17 protein-coding genes and 1 pseudogene are annotated in these 23,666 nt (G+C 74.5%); 8 read left to right on the top strand and 10 right to left on the bottom strand.

Going from position 1 to position 23,666, the window contains the following annotated elements; all coding sequences use genetic code 11:
- Positions 1-68: 68 nt before the first annotated feature.
- From ACIBNE_RS31630 to ACIBNE_RS31620, 3 genes are all read left to right on the top strand, one after another.
- On the top strand, positions 69-695 hold the full coding sequence (locus ACIBNE_RS31630) for a YigZ family protein (RefSeq protein WP_399277637.1): 627 nt from the start codon (positions 69-71) through the stop codon (positions 693-695).
- Between the two features lie 115 nt (positions 696-810).
- Positions 811-1,977: an exonuclease SbcCD subunit D gene (locus ACIBNE_RS31625; protein WP_399277635.1), complete on the top strand. Its 1,167-nt coding sequence runs from the start codon at positions 811-813 to the stop codon at positions 1,975-1,977.
- A complete protein-coding gene (locus ACIBNE_RS31620; RefSeq protein ID WP_399277633.1) occupies positions 1,974-5,111 on the top strand; it encodes an AAA family ATPase in 3,138 nt (1,045 codons plus the stop codon). Before ACIBNE_RS31625 ends, ACIBNE_RS31620 begins: the two co-directional genes overlap by 4 nt.
- A 58-nt stretch (positions 5,112-5,169) precedes the next feature.
- On the opposite strand, the gene ACIBNE_RS31615 is transcribed toward ACIBNE_RS31620, so the two are convergent.
- Positions 5,170-5,616, bottom strand: coding sequence for an Lrp/AsnC family transcriptional regulator (locus ACIBNE_RS31615; protein ID WP_399277631.1), 447 nt, complete (start codon positions 5,614-5,616; stop codon positions 5,170-5,172).
- Positions 5,617-5,709: 93 nt separating this feature from the next.
- Between ACIBNE_RS31615 and ACIBNE_RS31610 the strand changes: the two genes are divergently transcribed.
- Together ACIBNE_RS31610 and ACIBNE_RS31605 are read left to right on the top strand one after the other, a co-directional pair.
- Entirely contained in the window at positions 5,710-6,213 is a 504-nt protein-coding gene (locus ACIBNE_RS31610; protein ID WP_399277629.1) for a rhodanese-like domain-containing protein, read from the top strand.
- 66 nt (positions 6,214-6,279) lie between these two features.
- Positions 6,280-7,122, top strand: coding sequence for an SDR family oxidoreductase (locus ACIBNE_RS31605; RefSeq protein WP_399277628.1), 843 nt, complete (start codon positions 6,280-6,282; stop codon positions 7,120-7,122).
- Positions 7,123-7,149: 27 nt separating this feature from the next.
- On the opposite strand, the gene ACIBNE_RS31600 is transcribed toward ACIBNE_RS31605, so the two are convergent.
- The 3 genes from ACIBNE_RS31600 to ACIBNE_RS31590 all read right to left on the bottom strand — a co-directional run bounded on the left by ACIBNE_RS31600 (position 7,150) and on the right by ACIBNE_RS31590 (position 10,441).
- Positions 7,150-8,025: an ATP-grasp domain-containing protein gene (locus ACIBNE_RS31600; protein WP_399277626.1), complete on the bottom strand. Its 876-nt coding sequence runs from the start codon at positions 8,023-8,025 to the stop codon at positions 7,150-7,152.
- Between the two features lie 89 nt (positions 8,026-8,114).
- The gene (locus tag ACIBNE_RS31595) at positions 8,115-9,797 is read right to left on the bottom strand and encodes a DUF885 domain-containing protein (protein WP_399277624.1); all 1,683 of its coding nucleotides are present in this window, start codon (positions 9,795-9,797) and stop codon (positions 8,115-8,117) included.
- Positions 9,798-9,934: 137 nt separating this feature from the next.
- Positions 9,935-10,441 (bottom strand): Lrp/AsnC family transcriptional regulator, encoded by a 507-nt coding sequence (locus tag ACIBNE_RS31590; RefSeq protein WP_399277622.1) that lies wholly within the window; start codon positions 10,439-10,441, stop codon positions 9,935-9,937.
- A 59-nt stretch (positions 10,442-10,500) separates the two neighbouring features.
- Here ACIBNE_RS31590 and ACIBNE_RS31585 point away from each other — a divergent pair, with 59 nt between their 5' ends.
- A complete protein-coding gene (locus tag ACIBNE_RS31585; RefSeq protein WP_399277620.1) occupies positions 10,501-11,718 on the top strand; it encodes a trans-sulfuration enzyme family protein in 1,218 nt (405 codons plus the stop codon).
- Here ACIBNE_RS31585 and ACIBNE_RS31580 read toward each other — a convergent pair.
- The 5 genes from ACIBNE_RS31580 to ACIBNE_RS31560 form a co-directional block, all read right to left on the bottom strand.
- The gene (locus tag ACIBNE_RS31580) at positions 11,654-13,141 is read right to left on the bottom strand and encodes a GNAT family N-acetyltransferase (protein ID WP_399277787.1); all 1,488 of its coding nucleotides are present in this window, start codon (positions 13,139-13,141) and stop codon (positions 11,654-11,656) included. The genes ACIBNE_RS31585 and ACIBNE_RS31580 overlap by 65 nt on opposite strands.
- An 88-nt stretch (positions 13,142-13,229) precedes the next feature.
- On the bottom strand, positions 13,230-15,971 hold the full coding sequence (locus tag ACIBNE_RS31575; protein WP_399277618.1) for a DUF6493 family protein: 2,742 nt from the start codon (positions 15,969-15,971) through the stop codon (positions 13,230-13,232).
- Between the two features lie 8 nt (positions 15,972-15,979).
- The gene (locus ACIBNE_RS31570) at positions 15,980-17,437 is read right to left on the bottom strand and encodes an SWIM zinc finger family protein (RefSeq protein WP_399277615.1); all 1,458 of its coding nucleotides are present in this window, start codon (positions 17,435-17,437) and stop codon (positions 15,980-15,982) included.
- A gap of 106 nt (positions 17,438-17,543) precedes the next feature.
- Positions 17,544-19,118, bottom strand: a complete 1,575-nt coding sequence (locus ACIBNE_RS31565) for an alkaline phosphatase D family protein (RefSeq protein ID WP_399277785.1) — start codon at positions 19,116-19,118, stop codon at positions 17,544-17,546.
- A 107-nt stretch (positions 19,119-19,225) separates the two neighbouring features.
- On the bottom strand, positions 19,226-20,701 hold the full coding sequence (locus ACIBNE_RS31560; protein WP_399277613.1) for a PLP-dependent aminotransferase family protein: 1,476 nt from the start codon (positions 20,699-20,701) through the stop codon (positions 19,226-19,228).
- On the opposite strand from ACIBNE_RS31560, the pseudogene ACIBNE_RS31555 reads away from it, so the two are divergent.
- Positions 20,692-21,588 (top strand): annotated as a pseudogene (locus ACIBNE_RS31555) (DMT family transporter); the annotation flags it as partial. The gene ACIBNE_RS31560 and the pseudogene ACIBNE_RS31555 sit on opposite strands and share 10 nt — an antisense overlap.
- Positions 21,589-21,603: 15 nt before the next feature.
- Here the strand turns inward: ACIBNE_RS31555 and ACIBNE_RS31550 are convergent.
- A complete protein-coding gene (locus ACIBNE_RS31550; RefSeq protein WP_399277611.1) occupies positions 21,604-22,449 on the bottom strand; it encodes an alpha/beta fold hydrolase in 846 nt (281 codons plus the stop codon).
- A 171-nt stretch (positions 22,450-22,620) separates the two neighbouring features.
- On the opposite strand from ACIBNE_RS31550, the gene ACIBNE_RS31545 reads away from it, so the two are divergent.
- Positions 22,621-23,505, top strand: coding sequence for an RNA polymerase sigma-70 factor (locus tag ACIBNE_RS31545; protein WP_399277609.1), 885 nt, complete (start codon positions 22,621-22,623; stop codon positions 23,503-23,505).
- Positions 23,506-23,666: the final 161 nt, after the last annotated feature.

The following is a 23,666-nucleotide window of genomic DNA, read 5'->3' as shown; positions in this document are numbered from 1 at the left end:
ACAACGGAAGGCCCGCACCGGGCATTCCCGATTCACCGTCCCGTCGGGACGGCGCATAGGGTGGCGGAATGCAGGAGCAGTACCGGACCGTCGCCCGTGCGGGCGTGCACGAGAGCGAGATCAACCGCTCGCGCTTCCTCTGCGCGCTGGCGCCCGCCGCCACCGAGGAGGAGGCGCAGGAGTTCGTCGCGCGCGTGCGCAAGGAGCACCCGACCGCCACCCACAACTGCTACGCGTACGTGATCGGCGCCGACGCCTCCGTGCAGAAGGCGAGCGACGACGGCGAACCCGGCGGCACCGCCGGCGTGCCCATGCTCCAGATGCTGCTGCGCCGCGAGGTGCGCTACGCCGTCGCCGTCGTCACCCGCTACTACGGCGGCGTGAAGCTCGGTGCGGGCGGGCTCATCAGGGCGTACGGGGGAGTGGTCGGCGAGGCGCTGGACGAGCTGGGCACGATCACCAGGCAGCGCTTCCGGCTGGCCACCGTCACCGTCGACCACCAGCGGGCCGGAAAGCTGGAGAACGACCTGCGGTCCACCGGACGGGCCGTGCGGCACGTCTCGTACGGCGCCGCCGTCACGATCGAGATCGGTCTGCCCGACGCCGACGTCGACGCGTTCAGGGGCTGGCTCGCGGACGCCACGGCGGGCACGGCAGTGCTGGAGCTGGGCGGCGAGGCGTACGGCGACGTCTGAGCGCGTCGGAAGAACCGGCGCCCCGGAAAGACCTGAGCGCCCCGGAAAGATCTGAGCGCCCCTGAAAAAGCGGAAGCCGTCCGTGGTGTCAGTGGCCCCGGTTAACCTCGGGATCATGAGATTTCTGCACACGTCGGACTGGCACCTGGGGCGGTCCTTCCACCGCGTGTCCCTGCTGGACGCCCAGGCCGCCTTCCTCGACCACCTGGTCGACGCGGTCCGCGCCCACGAGGTGGACGCGGTCCTGGTGGCGGGCGACGTGTACGACCGCGCGGTGCCGCCGCTCGCCGCGGTCGAGCTGTTCGACCGGGCGCTGCACCGCCTCGCCGAAGCGGGCGTGCCCACGGTCATGATCTCCGGGAACCACGACTCGGCCCGCAGGCTCGGCGTCGGCGCGGGCCTCATCGAGCGCGCCGGAATCCACCTGCGCACCGACCCCGCAGGGTGCGCCACGCCCGTGCTGCTGCCCGACGGCGACCGCGAGGTCGCCTTCTACGGCCTGCCCTACCTGGAGCCCGCCCTCGTCCGCGACGAGTTCAAGGTCGACAAGGCGCACCACGAAGCGGTGCTCTCGGCGGCCATGGACCGGGTCCGCGCCGACCTCGCCGAGCGTCCGCCCGGCACCGGCTCCGTCGTCCTGGCCCATGCCTTCGTGGCGGGCGGCGAGCCCAGCGACAGCGAGCGCGACATCACCGTCGGCGGCGTCAGCGCGGTGCCCGCCGGGGTCTTCGACGGCGTGGACTACGTGGCGCTCGGGCACCTGCACGGCAGCCAGCGCGTCTCCGACCGCGTGCGGTACTCGGGCTCGCCGCTCGCCTACTCCTTCTCCGAATGGCGGCACCGCAAGACCATGTGGCTCGTCGACCTCGGCCCGGACGGCGAGGTGGCCGCCGAGCGGATCGACTGCCCCGTGCCCCGCCCCCTCGCCCGCGTCACCGGACGGCTCGAAGAACTGCTGGCCGACCCCGAGCTCGCCGAGCACGAGGTCGCCTGGGTCGAGGCGACCCTCACCGACCCCGTCCGCCCCGACGAGCCGATGGCCAGGCTCACCGCCCGCTTCCCCGGCACCCTCAGCCTGGTCTTCGCCCCCGAGAAGAGCGCGGACGACCCCCACACCTCGTACGCCCAGCGCCTGCGCGGGCGCGACGACCAGCAGATCGCGGAGGACTTCGTGAGCCATGTGCGCGGCGGCAGCGGTCTGGACGAGAGCGAGCGCGCGGTGCTGCGCGGCGCCTTCGACGACGTGCGGGTCGACGGGACGGCGCGCGAGGTGACCAGGTGAGGCTGCACAGGCTCGGCGTCACCGCCTTCGGACCCTTCGGCGCGGAACAGGAAGTGGACTTCGACGCGCTGTCGTCGGCCGGACTGTTCCTGCTGCACGGCCCGACCGGCGCGGGCAAGACCTCCGTCCTCGACGCCGTCTGCTTCGCGCTGTACGGCGCCGTGCCCGGCGCCCGGCAGAGCCCCGGCACCACACTGCGCAGCGACCACGCCCAGCCCGGCACCTCCACCGAGGTCGTCCTCGACCTGACCGTCGGCGGGCGCCGCCTGGAGATCACCCGCCGCCCCGCCCAGCTCCGCAAGAAGAAGCGGGGCGACGGCTTCACCACGGAGAAGGCCCAGAGCTGGCTGCGCGAGTACGACGCGGAGGCGGCCGAGTGGCGCGCGCTGAGCCGCTCCCACCAGGAGATCGGCGAAGAGATCAACCAGCTCATGGGGATGAGCAGGGAGCAGTTCTGCCAGGTGGTGCTGTTGCCCCAGGGCGACTTCGCGCGCTTCCTGCGCTCGGACGCCGACGCCAGGGGCAAGCTGCTCGGCAGGCTCTTCGACACCCGCAGGTTCGCCGCCGTCGAGGAGCGGCTGGCCGAGCTGCGGCGCGCCGCCGAACAGGAGGTGCGCGCGGGCGACGAACGGCTGATCGCGGTCGCCCAGCGCATCGCACAGGCGGGCGGCCCCGCGGCGGCCGAACAGCCCTTCCCCGACGTGCAGCCCGGCAGCCCCGGGCTCGCCGGGGCCGTCCTGGAATGGGCGGCCGTGGCGCGGGCGGGCGCGCGCGAGCGGCGCGACATCGCGAGGTGCGCGGTGACCGCGGCGGAGCAGCGGCAGGCGCGGGCAGCGCGCGCGCTGGAGGAGGAGCGCGAGCTGGCGGCGCTCCAGCAGCGGTACGCCGACGCGCGGCGGCGCGCCGACGAGCTGGAGGAGCGGCGCCCCGAGTGGGAGGCGCTGACCGAGAGGCTGGAGCGGGCCCGCAGGGCGGACCGGGTCGCACCCGCGCTCGCGCTGCGCGAGGCGGCGGACCGGGACCACACGGCGGCCAGGGACGCGCGCGGGCGCACCAGGGTGCTGCTCCACGAGTCCCTCGCCGATGCGGGGACCGAACAGCTGGCGGCCTTGGAGCGCAAGCTGCGCGAAGAGCTGGGCGGTCTCGCGGCGGCCAGGCGCGCGGAGCGGCGCAGCGCGGAGATCGGCGCCGAACTGGCGACCCTGGAGCGCCAGGGCCGCGCCGACGACGACCTCCTGCGGGAGGCGGAGGGCTGGTTCGCGGGCTGGGAGGCCACCAGGGCGGCGCTCCAGGAGCGGGCCGACGCGGCCCGGGACGCGGCGACCACGGCCGAGACCCTGGCGGGGCGCCTCGGCCCGGCCCGCCGGAGGCTGGACGCCGCGCACCGGCGCGACGCGCTGGCCGACAGGACCGGGAGCGCCGAACGACGGCTGACCGCCGCCCGCGAGCGCGCCAACGGCGCCCACGAGAGCTGGCTCGACCTCAAGGAACGGCGCCTGCGGGGCATCGCGGCCGAGCTGGCGACGGGCCTCGTCGCCGGGGAGCCGTGCGCGGTCTGCGGCTCGGCCGAGCACCCGCGGCCCGCACGGGCGGGCGCCGGACACGTGGACAGGGCGGCTGAAGAGGAGGCGTTCGAGGCGCACCAGCGGGCGGACGCGGCGCGGGCCGATGCGGAGCGCGCCCTCGGAGCCGTACGGGAGGACTACGCGGCGGCCAGGGAGCTGGCGCTGGCGACGGAACCGGGAGCAGAAGGGGGCCCAGGAGCCGCCTCTGCGGAAGGGGACCCGGAACCGGCCTCCTCGGGACCGGGCGCACAGGGCGGTTCGCAACAGGGCGCCCGGTCCGTAGGGGCGGGCGGTGAACCGACCGTGGCGGAGCTGTCCGAGCTGGTCGCGCGGTTGGAGCGGGAGCACGGCGAGGCGCGGCGGCTGGCCGCCGGGACCAACGCGGCCCGCGAGGCGCTGAGCCGCGCCGAGGCGGAGCACGACCAGCGCCTCGCCGCGCACCGGCAGGCCGAGCGCAGGACCGCCGCCCGTACGGAGCGGCGCGAGGTGCTTGAGCGCGAACGGGCCGGTCTGGAGGAAGGGCTGGCCGAGGTCAGGGCGGGCGGCCGGAGCGTGGCCGACCACGCCGCTCTGCTGGAGCACCGGGTCGCCCTGCTCACCGACGCGGCCGACGCGGTCCGCGGCGAACAGGAGGCGGCGCGGCGCCTGAAGGAGGCCGACGACCGGCTCGCCGACGCGGCGTTCAAGGCCGGGTTCGACACCCCGGCCCAGGCCGCCGCGACGCTGCTCGGCGACCCGGAGCAGCGGGACCTCCAGCACCGCATCGACCTCTGGCAGGCCGAGGCCGCCGCGGTCGCCGACCGGCTCGACGACCCCGACGCCCAGGAGGCCGCACGACAGCCCGCAGCCGAACCGCGGGCGGCGCACGCCGTGCTCGAAGAGGCCGAGAGCGCCCTGCGCGCCGGCGGGACGGCGCTCGCCGCCGCCCGGGAGCGGTGCGCGGAGCTGGACGGGCTCACCCGGCGGGCGCTGCGCGAGACGGACGGGCTCGGCCCGCTGCGCGCCGAGTACGACCGCGTGGCGCGCCTCGCGGGACTCACGGCGGGCACGTCGGCGGAGAACGAACGCAAGATGCGCCTGGAGTACTACGTGCTGGCCGCGCGCCTGGAACAGGTCGCCGCCGCGGCGACGGCCAGGCTCCAGCAGATGTCCTCGGGCCGCTACACCCTGGTGCACTCCGACGCCCGCAGCGGCGGCAGGCGCTCCGGGCTCGGCCTGCACGTCGTGGACGCCTGGACGGGCAGCGAGCGCGACACGGCGACGCTCTCGGGCGGCGAGACGTTCTTCGCCTCGCTCGCCCTCGCGCTGGGCCTCGCCGACGTGGTGACCGAGGAGGCCGGCGGCGTACGCCTCGACACGCTCTTCATCGACGAGGGCTTCGGCAGCCTGGACGACCAGACGCTCGACGACGTCCTGGACGTGCTTGACTCGCTGCGCGAGCGGGACCGCAGCGTGGGCATCGTCAGCCACGTCGCCGACCTGCGGCGGCGCATCCCCGTTCAGCTGGAGGTCGTGAAGGAGCGGGACGGCTCGGCGGTGCGGCACCGCACGTCCGGGACCGGCGACTGACCGCGCACCGGACCGGCCGCAGACCCCGTACCGGACCGGCCGCTGACTCCGTACCGGGTCAGTGGCTGATCGCGCGCCGGGGGAGGGGCGAGGAGTAGACGATGCTGGTGGTCACGGACCCCAGCGCGCCGATCTTCCCCGAGACCTCTTCGAGGTGGCGCATCGAACGGGCGGCGACCTTGATCACGAAGCAGTCGTCGCCGGTGACGTGGTGCGCCTCCAGGATCTCCGGCGTCGCGTCGATCAGATCGTGGAACGGCTTGTAATTGCCGTTGGGGTAGCGCAGCCGTACGAAGGCGAGGATCGGCAGCCCGAGGCGCTCCTGGTCGACCACCGCCGTGTAGCCGGAGATCACCCCGGCCTCCTCCAGGCGGCGCACCCGCTCGGTGACGGCGCTCGCGGACATCGAGACCTCGCGCGCCAGCTCCGCGAAGGTGGCGCGGCCCTGGCTCTGTAGCGCCGCCAGGATGCGCCAATCCGTGGCGTCCGGGGAATAGTCGGTCATGGCGACAGACAACAGGGGATTCCCCGGCAGATCAAGAGATGAGCCGGGGAACGTCCCTTCAAGCGGATGATCATTGACCGTAGATTTTTGGCCATGACGACGACAGCGCAGCCCACCGCAACCACCGCGGCCGCTCCCAACGCCGTGCTCCGGGTGCCGCCCGCCGCACCTGCGGCGGCCGCCGCCCACTTCGCCGCGAGCCTCGCCTTCCACGCCGACGTCTCGGACGTGGCGTCCGCGCTCGCGGCGGGCGGCGACCCGGGCTTCGTGGTGATCGACACCAGGAACACCGCCTCCTGGGACCAGGGCCACGTGCCCGGCGCGATCCACCTGCCGACCGCCTTCATCCCCGCGCAGGCCGAGCAACTGCTGGACAAGTCCGTCCCCGTGGTCACGTACTGCTGGGGCCCCGGCTGCAACGGCGCGACCCGCGCCGCCCTGGCGCTGGCCCAACTCGGCTACCAGGTCAAGGAGATGCTGGGCGGCTTCGAGTACTGGGCGCGGGAGGGATTCGCCTACGAGACCTGGGAGGGCGAGGCGCGCCGCGAGGCCGACCCGCTGACGGCGCCGCTCGACGCGGAGGACTGCGGCTGCTGAGGCCGGGGCGCGGTCGTAGCGCAATGCGGTGGCGGCCGCGCCCTGTTGGCAGCAGGATGGCGAACCATGCCCCGACTCCCGCACCCCGCCCCCGCCGACCTCCGCCGCGACCCGCTCCCGCTGCGCGGCCGCACCGCGCTGGTGACCGGAGCCAGCCGCAGGGGCGGCATCGGCTACGCGGTGGCCCGCAGGCTCGCCGCCCACGGCGCGAGCGTCTACCTCCACCACCACGTCCCGCACGACGCCGCCCTGCCCTGGGGCGCCGATTCCCCCGACGCCGTGGCCGCGGGAGTGCGCGACTGCCTCACCGACCCGGACGCGTCCGTCGCCCACGGCCCCGGTGACCTCACCGCCCCCGGCGCCCCCGCCGCACTCCTGGACACCGCGGCCGGCGCGCTCGGCGGCCGGATCGACATCCTGGTCGCCAACCACGCGCTGAGCGGCTCGGACGGCACGCTGGACGCGATCGACGCCGGGATGCTGGACGCGCACTGGGCGACGAACACCCGCTCGGTGGTCCTGCTCGTCCAGGCGTACGCGAGGCTGCGCGCCGCGCTCCCCGCGGGCACCCCGGGCGGCCGCGTCCTGATGATGACCTCGGGCCAGGACAACGCGGGCGGCATGCCGCACGAGATCGCGTACGCCCTCGCCAAGGGCGCGTTGGCGTCGGCGACCCGTACGCTCGCCACCGCGCTGGACGAACTGGCGACCGTCAACACCGTCAACCCGGGACCGGTCGACACGGACTACCTGGAAGGCGACGCCTACGACGCGGTCGCCGCCCGCTTCCCCGCCGGACGCTGGGGCATGCCGGACGATCCGGCGCGTCTGATCGCCTGGCTGGCCACCGACGAGGCGGCGTGGATCACCGGCCAGGTCATCGACTCGGAGGGCGGCTTCAGGCGCTGACCGTCGGCCGGGCGCGCCGAAGGGATCTCAGCCGCCGTTCCGCAGCAGCGCCGCGCACAGCGCGGACCAGTCCGCGCCCCTGGGCAGTCCGCTGACCTGGCCGTCCCCGACCTCGACCACCCGCCAGACCCCGTCCGCGCGCAGTGCCAGGTCGGTGGTCACCCACGGGCAGCCGAGCCCGCGCACCGCCTCGCGCAGCGGACCGTCGAGCTTCGTGCCCGGCAACTGTTCGGGCGTGTCGGGGTGGGCGGTGACCAGTACGGGCTCGCCGTCCACCCACCACGCGCGCGCCTCGCCGCCCGGCACGAACGCCTCGTACGCGCGCAGGACGATTCCGCCCGCGAGCGCCCCGTCCCCGAGCTGGAGCTCGACGAAGCGTCGCACCACGGCCGAGAGCCGTGCGCGGTCGGACAGTTCGGGGACGAAGCACGCCTCGTCCCACTCGTGCTTGCGGGACTTCACGTAGTCCTTGACGATCCCGGGCCCGGCGCCGAGCGGCGCGGCGAGCGCCGCGAGCCCGTCCGGGTCCGCGGCGCCCTCCGCGCCCGCCCGCCACACGCTGCGCGGCGTGAGCGTGTCGAACCGCCCGTACCAGCCGGGGAGTTCGTGCGCCCTGCGGTACGCGGCGGCGCCCGTCCGCAGCGAGCAGCCCCGCGCCGCGAGCGCCCGCTCCAACGCGGCGTACGCGTCGGCCGGGACCATCCAGCCCCGGTACCAGTACGCTCCCGAGTCGCGCGGCACCCGCCGCACCGCGCCCGAGGGGTCCCCGGCGAGCAGCGCGTCGTGGTCGACGAGCGCGACGGTGCCGCCCGACTCCCGTACCAGCTCCGCCTCCTGGGCGAACTGGGGGTCGGTGCGGGCGGCCCGCAGCGGGTCGTGGCAGAACAGGAACCCCGTCGTCATGCGCCCATCATGCCCCGGAGCCGCGGCCCGTCGGCTCCCTGGTCAGGGCCGGGACGGTTCAGGGCCGGGACTGTCAGAGCCGGGACGGTTCAGAGCCGGGACAGCTCGTCCACCAGGTCGTCCAGGCCCAGCGAACCCTGCGACAGCGCGGCCATGTGCCACGCCTTCGCGTCGAACGCCTCGCCGTGCGCCGCGCGCGCCCGCTCGCGGCCCAGCAGCCACGCCCGCTCGCCGAGCTTGTAGCCGATCGCCTGTGCGGGCATCGACAGATAGCGGGTCAGCTCGCTCTCCACGAAGTCCGCGGGCCGTCCGCTGTGGCTGCCGAAGAACTCCTGGGCCAGCTCGGGCGTCCAGCGCTCGCCCGGGTGGAACGGCGAGTCCGCCGGGATCTCCAGCTCCAGGTGCATGCCGATGTCGACGATGACCCGGGTCGACCGCATCATCTGGGCGTCCAGGTAGCCGATCCTGCGCTCCGCGTCGGGCAGGAAGCCCAGCTCGTCCATGAGCCGCTCCGCGTACAGCGCCCAGCCCTCCGCGTTCGCGCTGACCATGCCGACCGACGCCTGGTAGCGGGAGAGCCGGTCCGCGACGTGCGTCCACTGCGCGATCTGGAGGTGGTGGCCGGGCACGCCCTCGTGGTACCAGGTCGAGACGAGGTCGTAGACCGGGAAGCGGGTCTCGCCCATCGTCGGCAGCCAGGTGCGGCCGGGGCGCGAGAAGTCCTCGGAGGGGCCGGTGTAGTACGGGGCCGCCGCGCCGCCGGGCGGGGCGATCCGCGACTCCACCTTCCGCACCCGCTCGGCGAGTTCGAAGTGGGTGCCGTCCAGCGCCCCGATCGCCTCGTCCATCAGGCCCTGGAGCCACTCCCTGACCGCGTCGACGCCCTCGATGTGCGTGCCGTGCTCGTCGAGGTGGGCGATCGCCTCCCAGGGGCCGGCGCCCGGCAGGATGCGCTCGGCCTCCTGCCGCATCTCGCCGAGCAGCCGGTGGTACTCGCTCCAGCCGTACGCGTACGCCTCGTCGAGGTCCAGGTCCGTGCCGTTGAAGTAGCGCGACCAGCGCGCGTACCGCTCGCGGCCCACCGTGTCGGGGGCGTCCGCGACGGCGGGCGCGTACACGTCGCGCATCCAGTCGCGCAGCGCGGCCACCGCGGCCGTCGCACCCCGCGCGGCCGTGTCCAGCTCGGCCCGCAGCGCGGCGGGACCGTCGGAGGCGAACTCGTCGAACCAGCCGCGGTCCGTGCCCGCCCACTCCGTGAGCTGTCCGATGAAGGTCGCCGTGGCGCGCGGGCCGCCGTACAGCTTGCGCTCCAGCCCCAGCGCGAGCGACTCGCGGTAGCCCTCAAGCGCGGCGGGCACGGCCCGCAGCCGCTCGGCGACCGCCGCCCACTCCTCGTCCGTCCCGACCGGCGTCACCGGGAAGATGTCGCGCACCGCGTGGACGGGCGAGTGGATGTTGGAGACGGTGCGCAGCCCCTCCTCCGCCTCGTGCACGGCGAGCTCCGCCGTCAGCCGCTCCCGCAGCAGGCGCCCGCAGCGCCGCTCGGCGTCGCTGTCCGCGCCGGGCAGCCGCTCCGCCTCGTCGAGCCGGGCGAGCGTGGCGACCATCAGATCGGCCCGCGCCCGCTGCCCCGCGGGGGAGAAGTCGGGGAGCTTGGATGAGCTCTCGGCGATGCCGAGGTAGGTGCCGAGGACCGGGTCGATTTCGATGAGTGCGTCGACGTACGCGTCCGCGACCTGACGGGGCAGCGCGCTGCTGGGAGTGGAAGCCATGGTCACATCCTCGTACGCGGAAGGGGCCGCCGTCACTACCGTTCGCCACGCGCGTGATCAGCCGCTCCGTCCCGGGAACGGGCAGGTGCGGGCAGGTGTGGGCGGGCGCGCGCGGGAGCGGTGGTGCCGCGGAACGGTCAGCCGTCCGGGTCCCGGTGCGCGCGGTCGGCCGGCTGAGGAGGCAGCAGCGGGCCGCACTCCCACTGCTGGAATATCAACCGCGTCTCCACCCGGGCCACTTCGCGCCGCGAGGTGAACTCGTCGAGCACCAGCCGCTGGAGGTCGGCCATGTCCACGACGGCGACGTGGACCAGGTAGTCGTCGGGACCGGTCAGATGGAAGAGCGCCCGGGACTCCGGCAGTTTCCTGATGCGTTCCGTGAACGGGCCGATCAATTCCCGCCGGTGCGGACGCACCTGCACGGAGAGCAGCGCCTCCAGGCCCCGGCCGAGTCTGGCCGGATCCACGAGCAGGCGGTGACCGAGCACGACCCCGGCGCGGCGCAGCCTGGTGACCCGGTCCAAGCAGGTGGAAGGGGCGACGCCGACCTCGGCGGCGAGGTCCCGGTAGGTGGTCCGGGCGTCGTTCTGCAACAGGCGCAGAATCTGGAGGTCGACCGGATCGAGTGCGACGGATTCGGACACCGGCCGAACGTAGCACGGCGATTTTCGGCTACGGGCCGGTAGCTGTTCAGAGTGCGTGCATGACCTCACGCATCGATGCGGACCGCAGAGAGCAGGCGACCGAGGCCGTGCACGCGGGGCGCGAAGACCTCGCGGCCCTCGGTCTGCACGCGCCGCCCCTGGACCTCTCGACCACCTACCCGTCGTACGACAGCAGGGGCGAGGCCGCCAGGATCGACGAGTTCGCGCGGACCGGCGCCCGGCTCGAAGGCCCGCCCGTCTACGCCAGGCTCGACAACCCGACGAACGCGCGCTTCGAGGCGGCGCTCGCCCGGCTCGAAGGCGCCGACGACGCGGTGGCCTTCGCGAGCGGGATGGCGGCGCTCACCGCCGTGCTCCTGGCCAGGGCGAGCCTGGGGCTGCGCCACGTGGTGGCCGTGCGGCCGCTGTACGGGTGCAGCGACCACCTGCTGGCCGCCGGGCTGCTGGGCACCGAGGTGACCTGGACCGACGTGGCGGGCATCGCGGAGGCGATCCGCCCCGACACCGGCCTGGTGATGGTCGAGACGCCCGCCAATCCCACGCTCGCCGAGGTCTCGGTGCGGGCCGTCGCGCACGCCTGCGGCTCGGTGCCGCTGCTCGTGGACAACACCTTCGCCACGCCCGTGCTCCAGCGCCCGCTGGAGGACGGCGCCCGCATGGTGCTGCACAGCGCCACCAAGTACCTCGGCGGGCACGGTGACGTGATGGGCGGGGTGGTGGCCTGCGACGACGGGTTCGCGCGGACGCTGCGCCAGGTGCGCTTCGCGACCGGCGGGGTGCTGCACCCGATGGCCGGCTATCTGCTGCTGCGCGGCCTGTCGACGCTGCCCGTCCGGGTGCGGGCCGCGTCGGCGACCGCCGCCGAGCTGGCGCGCAGGCTCGCGGACGACCCGAGGACCGCCCGCGTGCACTACCCGAAGATCGGTGGCGCCATGGTCTCCTTCGAGGTGCACGGCGACCCGCACGAGGTCGTGTCGGGGGTGCGGCTCATCACTCCCGCGGTCAGCCTCGGCAGCGTCGACACGCTGATCCAGCACCCGGCCTCCATCAGCCACCGCATCGTGGACGAGGGCGACCGGCACGCGGCGGGCGTGCACGACCGGCTGCTGCGGATGTCCGTCGGCCTGGAGGACGTCGAGGACCTCTGGCGCGATCTCGACCGGGCGCTGGGGCCGGTGGCTCGGGCGCCGCTCAGCGCTCGGCCTGCTCGTACGGCGGACGCGACCGTACGGGAGAGGGAGCGAGCCGCGCCGTGACCACCAGCGTGCCCTCCTCGATCTGGTAGTCGAGGGGCAGGTCGAGGCCGCGCATCGCGGCGACCATGCCGGTGTTGGACGCCTGGGTGACGGCGTAGACGCTGTCGCAGCCGGCCTCGGCGGCGAGCGCCACCAGGCGGCGCAGCAACTCGGAGCCGATGCCGCGGCGCTGCCAGTCGTCCTCGACGAGGAGGGCGACCTCGGTCTCGTCGCCGTCCCAGAGCAGGTGGCCGAGGGCGACCAGGCGGCCGGACGCGGTCTGGACGGCGAGGGTGCGGCCGAAGCGCGGGCTGAGCAGGTGGTTCAGGTAACGGTCCGCGTCGCCGACGGGGCCGTGGTAGCGCAGGCCCAGGGTGCGCTCTGAGCAGCGCTCGTGCATGGCCTTGGCCGCTTCGACATCGCCCTGGTCGGCGCGGCGGACCGTGATCTCGTTGCCCTCGGGGAGGGTGAGCACGTCCCGGCTGCGGGGGATCCGGGGGCCGAGCCTGGCGTCGAGCTCGACGAGGGCGCGGGCGCGGGCGAACTCGGTCGGGGTGAACGGGAGGTAGGGCCGCTCGACGGTGATCGTCCCGCCGTTCGGGTCGCGCAGCCGCATCACGGTCTCCTCCAGCACGCCCTCGACCGGGGCGCTCTCGACGGCCGGTCGGCCGGTCGGCGAGACGGCGGGCAGTGAGTGGATGCTGCACCGGCCCAGCAGGTGGCGCAGGGCGAGGGGGAGTTCGGCGGCGTCCAGCGCGGTGCGGGTGGCGAGGCCGAGCACCCTGGTCGGGGCGTCGACGAGGTCGTGGGCGTCGGCGCGCTCGATCCAGGTGTCCTGGCCGCCCGCCTCGGACGCCTCCCTGGTGATGGCGCGCGAAGGCAGGTCGGCGGGGGCGCGCAGCAGGAACTCGTCGACGGTGCGGTCGCCGAGCGGGTGGGTCTGCAGCGTGAGGATGTCGATGCGGTGCCGGGCGAGCGCCGTGCACAGCGTGGCGAGGCTGCCGGGGGCGTCCCGCACGGTGGTGCGCATCCGCCAGAGCGCGGTGTCCTGGGACGAGGGGGCACCGGGCGTGCGGGCGTCGGGAGTGCGGGTGTCGGGTGAGGAAGTCTCGGACGTGGGGGCGTCGTGGGACGCGGCCGGACTGCCGGGCGTCGCCGTGCCGGTATCGGGCGGCGGCGGGGCGTGACCGTGGCGCCGTGCCCACCAGGTGTGGAACGCGGCGGTCGCGGCCAGTGCCACCGCCGACGCCACCAGGAGGAACGGGCCGTCGGGACCGTGCGCGACCGTATTGGCGATCGCGTCCGCGACGGCCACGGCGGTGAACAGGGCGGCCAGCTCCACGAGGTCCCGCCGCCAGTGGTGCGCGTGCCGGTGGGCACGGCGCCGCGCCAGCCGGTGCGCGCGGCGCCTGCGGAGGATGTTCGTGTACGTCACTTCAGTCATGTCGGGCATGGCACCACTGTGGCCGAGCGGTGTTGCGTGATCACGAACGGTTTGTGACTGACGGGTTAAGCGCGATTTTGCTCGGCTATCAACCGTTTTGGGCCAACTCTGGCGCGGATTGACCGGCGGGCTGTCCGTCCCCGCTCCCGCCGTCCCCGCCGTTGCCGTCCCCGCCGTTGCCGTCCCGGCTTCCGTCACCGTGCCGCAGCGCCGCCTGAAGCCGCTGCGCCTGCTGTACGTAGAGCGAGCGTCCGCTCCGCCCGGCGACCTCCGCGAGCCCGGGAACCGTACCGCCCGCCCCGCAGTGCTCCACGCATTCGGCCGCCAGGGACAGTATGTCGCTGAGCCCGCGCGGCGCCGTGCCCGGGGTCAGCAGACCGGGCAGCAGCTCCGCGAGCACCGACCAGACGGTGCCGTACGCCCCGGTCGACGCGGCCGTCCGCAGCGAGTCCGCCAGCCGGTTCGGCTTGACCACCTCCTGTCCCAGCAGCGCCGTCAGCGAACCGCCGAGCAGCGCCCCGTCCAGGTCACCGCGCGCGGCCAGCACCAGCAGCGCGTCGACCGCCGCCAGCCGGCCGGGAGCGTCCGGCGCGCCCAGGCCGCACGCCACCGCCAGATGGACCCCGGGCCCCGCGGGACCGTACGCCTCGGCTATCGCGGGCAGCAGGTCGTTGCTCTCCGCCCAGCCCTGCGCGATCGAGGGCACCATCCACGAGGCGAACGTCTCGCGCTCGCCGGGCAGCACGGCCGCCCAGCGCCGCCGCGAACCGTTCGGCCAGTGGGAGCAGTGCCACTGGTGCGGCTGGATCGGCCTGCCGACCCAGCGGAACACCGCGGGCAGCCCCTGCTGCGGCACCAGCTGCTCGCGCGGCTCCATCAGCGTGCGCAGCGCGTTCAGCGGGCCCGAGCGCCACCACTTCGACCGCAGGGCCCTCGGCTGTTCCTGCTCCGCGCGCAGCGCCGCCAGCGGCGGTTCGTCCGACGTGAGCCACGCCGCCAGCCGCTCGCCCGCCCTGGTGCCGAGTTCGGCGGCCTGTGCGGCGAGCGCGGCGCGGTCCTCGGGCCGCACCCGCATCCGCAGCAGCGCCTGGGTGAAGTCCACCGGCACCGGCTCCACGCCCTCCTGCCGGTACGCGCGCAGCCGCTCGACCAGCTCGGCGGGGTCCAGCGCGCCCGATCCCCAGGTCGGCGTCGCCAGCAGGCACGGGACCGGACGGGTCAGTACGGTGTGGGCCGCCTCCAGCACGCGCGCGGACCACACGCCGTCCAGCGAGTCGTGGACGCAGGCGTCCGTCTTCGGTGCCCGCGAACGGTCCCGGTGCAGGTCCGGCACGGAGACCCGGCCGATCAGCGCGGCGACGACGAGGTCCACGTGGCTCAGGTACTGGACGGGGGACTCGTCCCACTCGTACCACCAGACGCCGGAGAGCGCCGGGCGCAGGGCCTCGACCAGTGCCTTCCGGTCCCGGTACGCGTGGCGCACCAGCGCGTCCAGCGCGCGCTCGACGGTCGGGACGTCGGCCACGGAACGGGACTTGAGGAGCACGGCGACCTCCTCGACCAGCTCGGCCGACGACGCGGGCGCCGGGTCGAGCCGCAGCTCCTCGGGCGCCGGGGGCAGCAGCTCCTCGTAGGGCGGCGGCTCCTCCTCGTCCGGCTGCGGGGGCAGGGCCGCCCCGAGCAGCTCGGCGGCCAGGGCGCGGTGCATCGGGCTGAGCGCCCCCACCGCGTGGGCGACCTCCTCGCGAGTCTCCTCGCCGGCCCCGGCCAGGAACCGCCCGGCCAGCTTCAGCGCCCGCTCCTGGATGCCGGTGTCCTCGTGTCCGAACGCCCCGGCGACGGAGACCAGCAGTTCGTCCGCGGCGTCGGGGGAGTGCCTGAGCGCCTTGCCGAGGACGACCAACTGGGCCCGCACCAGCTTCTTCTCGGTCCTGAACAGCACGGCGTCGGACACCTCGGCCAACTGCCGCGCGGTCACCTCGCCCCGCTCCACCAGCCGGGCCAGCGCCTCCTGGCCGCGCGAGGCGACGGCCGACGGCGCGTCGGAGAGCAGCGCGCACCAGTCCGCGACCCGCGCCCGCTCCTCGTCGGCGGTCGGCTCCAGGCACTCCAGCAGCCGCAGGGCGAACTTCAGCTCGCCCTGCTTGCCGCCGCGCAGCAGCCGGGCCACCGCGCGGTCGATCAGCACGCCCCGGTCGAGCACGCCGTCCGCGGCGAGCACGGCCAGTGCCTCGGGCCAGGTGTCGCCCGCCTCGCGGTAAGACCACACCAGGGACCGGGCCAGCTCAGTGGTGTCCAGGAGCCTCGGGGCCAGCTCCCGGGTGTCCTCGCTCTTGCGCAGCATCTCCAGCAGTCCGGGCCTGCCGCGCTGTCCGTGCACCCGGTCCATGGTCTCGGCCCAGCCGATCACGTGCCCGTCCGTGGTGGGCACCGGGCACCCGGCGAGCCGCACGAGTCCGGAGACGAGCGGATAGTCCGCCGACGCGGTCGCCGTGCGGGAGGCCAGCCGGTGCGCGACGTCCGCCAGCCAGGCGGCGTCGCGCCCGCCGAGGATGTCAAGCAGCAGGGGCGCGGGCGGGGCCTGCCAGCCCCGCAGGTTCCGCCCGCCGATCCAGGCGGCCGCCGCCGCGGCCCCCGTGTGGCAGCCCGCTCCGGCCAGCAGCAGGGCCCGCTGCACCTTGCCCCGCTCGTCCCAGCGGTTCCAGTCCCACTCGCGGACCTCCTTCTGGAGGGCCTTCAGCTCGGCCAGGCACGCCTTGCGGTCGGCCGGGGACAGCGGCTTCAGCAGTCCCGGCACCTCGCCCGCGCGGCCCGCTCGGACCGCGTCCATCAGTTCCTTCATCGTCCGCCCCCGGCAGTCGTCGTGTCCGTCGTGGTCACCGCGTCCGTCGTGGTTACCGCGTCCGTCGTGGTCACCGCGCTCGCGGCCGCCGCCCCGCCCGTCTGCGCCTCGCGCCGCACGATCCGGACCGCCAGCGCGTGCTTGCAGGGGCCCCGCCTGCCCCGGTAGTCCGCCCACCACTGGCACGTGCAGCTCAACACCCCGTCGCTCTCGCGCACTTGGTAGACCCGCTCGCCCGACCTGACGGCCGCCAGGGAGCCGGAGAGCTCCACGGCCCCCGCGCCGACCAGTTCGCGGGCCGCCGTCAGCCGGGGATTGTGCCGCTCGGCCCGCTGCGCGTCGTACGGCAGCTCCCGGTGGAAGTACGCCGCGTCCGCCACGTCGTACCCCACCCGGCCCGCCGTGCCCAGCAGCGTCAGCGCCGCCTTCACCCGCGCCACGGACAGGCCCGACTCGGCGGCCAGCTCCGCGGGGTCGATCCTCGGCTCCCAGGCCAGCAGCACGGAGACCAAATCGGCGTCGCCCGCCGCCTCGTCGGTGGCCAGCGCCTCCAGCACCCCGCCCTCGCCGGAGAACCCGCGCGCCGGGTCGGGCGACAGGGTGATCGTCAGCCGCATGCCGGGAAGCTCCACCTCCCAGGCGCTCGGCGCGGCCGCACCGTCCACCACGGGGCCGTACACCCGCAGTGCCTTCGCATACCGCAGCACCCGCTGGAGCGCCACCAGCCGGTCAGGACCCGGCAGGCACACCGCGCCGGTCACCGGCCGGGTCGTCGGCCGCAGCGTCCGCCCGGACGGCACGACCCACACGGGCGCACCCCCCGACCCGCCCGCCGACCTGGGCAGCGAGCGCAGGAACCGCACCGCTTCGGCGGGCGTCAGCTCGGCCCGCAGGTCGAACCCCGCGGAGGCCACCTGCGCCTCGGCGAAACCGCGCAGCCAACGGTCGGGCAGCGGCACCTTCTTCTCCACGACAGGGCCGTCGAGCGTGGTGACCGCCATTTCGTCGGGGCCCACCCGCAGGTGCAGCGGGTCGTCGCCGCCTATCCGTGAAAGCGCCTCGCGCAGCGGGCTGTTGACGTCCACGTTGGTGGTGCCGTGCCCGGTGTCCGCGCCGTCGAGGCCGTCGCGCAGCACGTCGAGCCGTGCGTACACCCCGCAGCAGCCCGAGAACGACTCGAACCTCAGCCGGTCGCCGTTGCCCGTCACGACCGGGTCGAGCGAGGCGCGCAGCGTCCGCTGGTAGTACCGGGCCGCCGCCACGTCCGCGACCGCGAGCAGCCCCCTGGCGGCGGTCTGCGGCGAGGTCAGGAAGCCCGAGAAGAAGCGGGGATGGGCCTCGGCGCCCAGCGGCGTGAGGCCGCCCGAGGTCTCCAGGCCGAGCGACTGTCCGCCCTGGTGGGAACCCAGGGCGGACATGCGGGAATAGGCGAGTGCCTGTACGGATCGCGTCATGGGAAGAACGCTAGGTCCCCCCACTGACAATCAGTCATCACCGCAGCTCGGAGCCGGTTTCGGCCCGAATGCTGGGAGCGTGTTCGACCCTCGTCCGACGGTCCGCTCAGGCCGTCTGGCCGACCTGCCCCGGACGCAGCGTCCGCTGGAAGAGCACCGTGTCGCCCTCCGCCCGCAGCCGCACCGTCAACTCCCCGCTGGCGCCGTCGATGTCGACCTCGCCGAAGTACTGCGGGGACTCCATCGGCGAGACGTTGGCCCGCGACGGCGCCTTCACGAAGACCTGCCGCGGCCCGAAGGTCGCGTCGAGCTTGTTCGCCGGGAAGCCGCCGGCGGCCAGCGGCCCCGAGACGAACTCCCAGAACGGCGCGAAGTCCTTGAACGCCGCCCGCTCGGGGGCGTAGTGCTGCGCGGAGGTGTAGTGGACGTCGGCGGTCAGCCAGAGCGTCCCGGTGATCGCGCGGTGCTTGATGAACCGCAGCAGCTCGGCGATCTGCAGCTCGCGGCCGAGCGGCGCGCCCGGGTCGCCCTGCGCCACGGCCTCGAAGTCGGTCGCCCCGTCGCCCACGACGAGCCCCAGCGGCAGGTCGGCGGCGATCACCTTCCACACCGCGCGGGACCGTGCCAGCTCCCGCTTCAGCCAGCGCAGCTGCTCCGCGCCGAGGATGCCCTGGGCGTCGGACGGCTGCCGACCGGGGGAGTTGGCGTTCCGGAACGTCCGCATGTCCAGCACGAACACGTCCAGCATCGGACCGTGCCGCACCACGCGGTGCATCCGGCCGCCGCGCGGGCTCTGCGTGGAGACCGGGAAGTACTCGCGGAACGCGCGCATCGAGCGGGCGGCCAGCACGTCCACGTCCTTCTCGGTGTAGCGCGCGTCGTCCAGGATCTGCCCGGGGTACCAGTTGTTGCGCACCTCGTGGTCGTCCCACTGCACGATCGAGGGGACCTGGGCGTTGAAGGCCCGCAGGTTGTGGTCCAGCAGGTTGTAGCGGAAGTTGCCCCGGTACTCGTCGAGGGTCTCCGCGACCTTGGACTTCTCCGGCGTCGTGACGTTGCGCCACACCCGCCCGTCGGGCAGCGTCACGCTGGGCTCGATCACGCCGTCCGCGTAGATGTTGTCGCCGCTGCACAGGAAGAAGTCCGGGTCGAGACGGCGCATCTCCTCGTACACCCGGTAGCCGCCTATGTCCGGGTTGATGCCCCAGCCCTGTCCCGCGATGTCGCCGGACCACAGGAACCGCGCTCCGGCGCGCCGCCGCGCGGGAGCCGTGCGGAACGTCCCGTACACCGGCTCGCCGGAGCGGCGCGGGTCGTAGGGGTCCTGGAGGGTCACCCGGTAGTGGATCTGCTCGCCCGAAGGCAGGCCGTGCAGCGGGACCGTCCCGGTGAAGTCGGTGCCGGGCCCGAGCAGCGGACCGTGCCACCGGCGGGTCCTGCGGAACGACTCGGTGGCCGAGGTCTCGACCGTCATCAGGGCGGGCCGGTCGGACCGGACCCACACCTCGCCCGACGACGAGGTGACGTCACCGACCTGTACGCCCCACGCGGCGCGCGGCCGTCCGGAACGGGCGAAGGCCGGAGCGGCGGTCGCCGCGGTCGCGGTCGCCGCGGCGGGCAGCGCGAGTACGGCGGACGCGGCGAGCGAACCGCGCAGGACGGAACGGCGGGGGAATTGCATCGACATCGACTGCGACACCTCTCGGGTACGGGCTGTTGTGCAGTGCCATGACTAGCGCCCGCCGGCGGCGCCCGTACGAACCCCGGATGAACAACCCCGCACGCCCCTCAACGCCCCGCCAGCAGGCGCACCCCCCGTGCGATCTCGGAAGGCGCCAGGTGGGCGTACCCGATCACCAGCCGTACGGCCCCGTCGTCGTGCCGTGCGGTGCCGCATTCCGACAGCGGCCGCAGTGCCACCCCTGCCGCCTTCGCGCGCCGCAGGAAGGCGTCTTCGGGACCGTGCCGCGCGGGCAGCGTGACGATGAGGTGCAGGCCCGCCGCGATCCCGCTCACCCCCGCGCCGGGGAAGTGCTCGGCGAGCGCGTCGATCAGCGCGTCGCGCCGCTCCCGGTAGGCGCGCTGGCAGCGGCGCAGCTGCCGGTCGTAGTCCCCGTGCTCGACGAAGTCCGTGAACAGCCTCTGGTCCAGGACGGGATGGCCCAGGTCCATGTACCGCTTGCGCTCGACGACCTCCGCCAGCAGCCGCTCCGGCACGAGCAGCCAGCCGAGCCGCATCCCGGGGGCGAGGGACTTGCTGACCGAGCCGGCGTAGGCGACGTGCTCCGGATCGAGGCCCTGGAGGGCGCCGACGGGGGCCCGGTCGTAGCGGAAGTCGCCGTCGTAGTCGTCCTCGATCACCAGCCCGTCCGTGTCCCGCGCCCAGTCGAGGAGTTCGGCGCGCCGGGCGGCCGAGTAGGCGATGCCGGAGGGGTACTGGTGGGCGGGCGTCACCACCACCGCGCGCACGTTCGAGCGGTGCAGCTGCTCGATCCCGATCCCTTCGGAGTCGATCGGCAGGTCCGTCGTGCCCAGTCCGGCCGCCGCGAACAGCGGGACGTGCCCGGGGCTCCCGGGGTCCTCCACACCGATGGTCCGCAGCCCGTGACCGTGCAGGACGGAACCGAGCACCGTCATCGCCTGGGACACGCCCGAACAGACCACGATCCGCTCCGGGTCGGCGACGGCGCCGCGCCGCCGGGCCAGCAGCGCGGCGAGCGCGGTCCGCAGCTCGGGCAGCCCGCGCGGATCGGGATAGCCCAGGGCGCGGTGTTCGAGGCGGGCGAGAGCCGTCTTGTGCGCCGCGGCCCACGCGGTGCGCGGGAAGAGCGCCAGGTCGGGCGTCCCGGGGAGGAAGCTCACCAGCGCGCCGGGAGCACGCGGCGCCAGGTCCCGCGCCCCGCGCGCCGCCCCGCGCACCGCACCGCCCACCCACGTGCCGGCGCCCCGCCCGCTGCGCAGGTAGCCCTCGGCCGTCAGCTGTTCGTACGCCTCGGTGACCAGACCGCGCGACACCCCCAGATCGGCGGCGAGTTCACGGCTGGAGGGCAGCCGGGTCCCGGCCGAGAGGCGCCCCGACCGTACGGCGTCGCGCAGCGCGGACTGCAGGGCCCGCCCCCGCTGTCTGGCCGGTGCGGACGCGGCGGGCAGCAGCAGCTCCCAGGCGGCGTTCCACCCGGGACGGGACGCCCAGCCCTCGCCACCGTCCTCGTCCCTGCCCCCGGCGTCCGCCCCGGCCGTCGAATTGGTCCCCGATGGAGTCATGGAAGTGGACCTTAAACCGGACCGCCGTGCTGCCTAGCGTCGACCCCATGAACGTCAACACCCTGCGCGGGGCGCTCCTCGTCACCGTTGCCTACGCCCTCGTCGGGGCCTCCTTCACCGCCAACAGCGTCCTCGGCGACTACCCGTACGCGGGCGGCCAGGCCGTCCGCTACGCGCTCGCCGTGCTGCTCCTGCTGCCGCTCCTCGGGGGCCGTGCCGCCCTCGCGCCGCTCCGGTCGCTGGGTGCCCGCCTGTGGTGCCGTGTCGCCCTGCTCGCCGCCGTCGGCATGGTCGGCTTCAACCTGGCGATCCTGGCCGCGGAGCGCACGGCCGAGCCCGCCGTGCCCGGTGTCTTCGTCGGCTGCGCGCCGGTCATCGTCGCCGTGCTCGTACCGCTGTTCGCCGGCCGCAGGCTCGCCGGGCCCGTGCTGTACGGCGCCCTGCTCGTCGCCGTAGGGGCCTTCGTCGTCCAGGGGTGGGGCCGCACCGACGGGCCGGGCATCCTGTGGTCCGTCGCGGCCCTCGGCGGAGAGGTCGGCTTCGCCGTACTGGCCGGTCCGGTGCTGAAGGAGCTCGGCCCCCGGCTGATGACGGCCACGGTGTGCGCGGTCGCCGCCGTCGAGTCGACGCTCGTCGGACTGGTCGTGGACGGCGGCGCGTTCGTACGGATGCCCACCGGACAGGAGGGCGTGGCGCTCCTGTGGCAGGCGGCCGTCGTCACCGTGGTCGGTTTCGTCCTGTGGTACATGGGCCTCCAGCGCATCGGCACCGAGCGCGCCACACTCTTCACCGGCATGATCCCCGTCGCCGCCGCCCTCACCGCACCCCTCGTCGGCACGGGCACGTTCGGCGCGGCACAGGCGGCGGGCGGCGTACTGGTCGGTGCGGGCGCGGTGCTGGGATCAGGACTGTTCGGCCGGGCGACTGCCGTCCAGGACGACGCGGGCGACGAGCGCGGGGTCGTCGTGCATGGGGACGTGGCCGCATCGGGGGAGGCGGACCAGGCGGGCGGCGGGGATCACGTGTTTGGCCCTGATCCCTTGGCGGCGCAGCAGCAGCCGGTCCCTGGTGCCCCAGGCGACGGTGACCGGGATGTCCGGCAGGTCGTCGGTGAAGCGCACCGTGTGCCCGGCCGCGAGGGTCTGGTGGAAGCCGGTGGCCCCGCGCAGTGCGAGGGTCTCCGCGACGGCGGCCTGCGGTGAACGCTTCGCGGGGCGCGCGTAGATGGTGCTGGTGAGCGCGGTGCGGCCGGCGGCCGAACGGGACAGCCACTCGATGAGCGGCACCGGCATGGCCGTGGCGGCCGCCCGCATCCCGCGCAGCGTCGTGAAGGCGTAGCGCCGCTCCGCCTCGCTCCAGAAGCCGGCCGGGGACAGCGCGGTCACCGACCGTACGAGCTTCTCCCGGCCCAGGCCGAGCGCGAGCAGCCCGCCGAGGGAGTTGCCCGCGACGTGCGGGCGCTCGACGCCCAGGGCCGTGCAGAGCGCGGCGAGCACGGGCACGACCGTCGCCAGGTCGTACGGGACGCCCTCAGGCAGCCCTGGGGACTCGCCGAAGCCCGGCAGGTCGACGGCGATGACGTCGCGCTCGGCGGCGAGGATCGGGAACACCGGGTCCCAGGCCTGCCGGTGGTGCCCGATGCCGTGGAGCAGCAGCAGCGGCTCTCCCGTCCCAGCCCGTTCGTACGCCACGGACACCGTGCTGCTTCCCCGGGGGGAGTCGATCGCGAACGAGACCCGCGCGGCCATGATGCTGCTCCCAGTGGTCGGGCGATCCTGCCCGGCGTGCCGCTCGCACACGCTCCGCGCAGAAGCTGTCTAGACACTCCGTCAATAACAATTACCCTTCAGTAGCTTCGAGTTCAAGGGGTCGGCGGGTCCTCCTGGACACCGGCGGTCCCCTTCGGTTGGGATGGACGGGTGAGCGTCGAAACCGTGACCGATGTCTTTGAAGAGCACCGGCCCGTACTGACCGGGGTCGCCTACCGGATGCTCGGCCGGATCGCCGACGCGGAGGACGTGGTGCAGGAGGCGTGGCTGCGCTGGTCGGCGGAGGGCCGTGCGGACGTCCGCGAACCGCGCGCCTTCCTCGTGCGGATCACCACCAGGCTGGCCGTCGACCGGCTGCGCCAGAGCCGGGCCCGCCGCGAGGCGTACGTCGGCCCCTGGCTGCCCGAGCCCGTCGTCACCGACTTCGGGCCCACCGTCCCGGACGCGGCCGAGCGGGCGGTGCTCGCCGAGTCGGTCTCGCTGGCCGTCCTCGTCGTCCTGGAGTCCCTCTCGCCGCTCGAACGCGCGGTCTTCGTGCTGCGCGAGGCGTTCGGCTTCCCGTTCGCCCAGATCGCCGCCGCGCTCGACCGTTCGGAGGCGGCCGTGCGCCAGCTCGCGGGCCGCGCCAGGCGCCACGTCGAGGAGCGCAGGCCCCGCTACGACGTCGACCCGGCCGAACGCCGCGACCTGACGCTGCGGTTCCTGGCCGCTGCGGGCGGCGGTGACCTCGACGCGCTGCTGTCGATGCTCGCGCCCGACGTACGGCTGGTGGGCGACAGCGGCGGCAAGTCCCGCGCCCCGCGGCGGGTCATCGAGGGCGCGGACAAGGTCGGACGCTTCATCGCCGCGGTCTCACCGGACGGCGCGCGGGGCGCCGAAATCCGCCTCCTGGAGCTCAACGGCGCGCCCGGGGTGCTGGTCCTCGTCGACGGGAAGCCGGACAGCGTCCTGCAAGTGGAAGTGCGGGACGGCGTGGTGCAATGCGTCTACATCATCCGTAACCCGGACAAACTCGGGGCATTCGCCGCCGTGTAGTCCTCGGTGACCCCTCCTGTCCCACCGAACCCCGCGTCCGCGCCGGACGCGGGGTTTTTCGTTCGCACGCTCTTCACCAGCGTACGAACGTCTCGTGAACGCTCTGCGGATCAGGGCGGTTCCACTCCGTGACGGGTCGATGATTGGTCTTGACCAAGGGG

This window comes from Streptomyces sp. NPDC050504, from assembly GCF_044458065.1.
Lineage (GTDB): Bacteria > Actinomycetota > Actinomycetes > Streptomycetales > Streptomycetaceae > Streptomyces.
The sequence above is the reverse complement of the archived record's forward strand: the minus strand, read 5'-3'. Positions and strand labels throughout refer to the sequence as shown.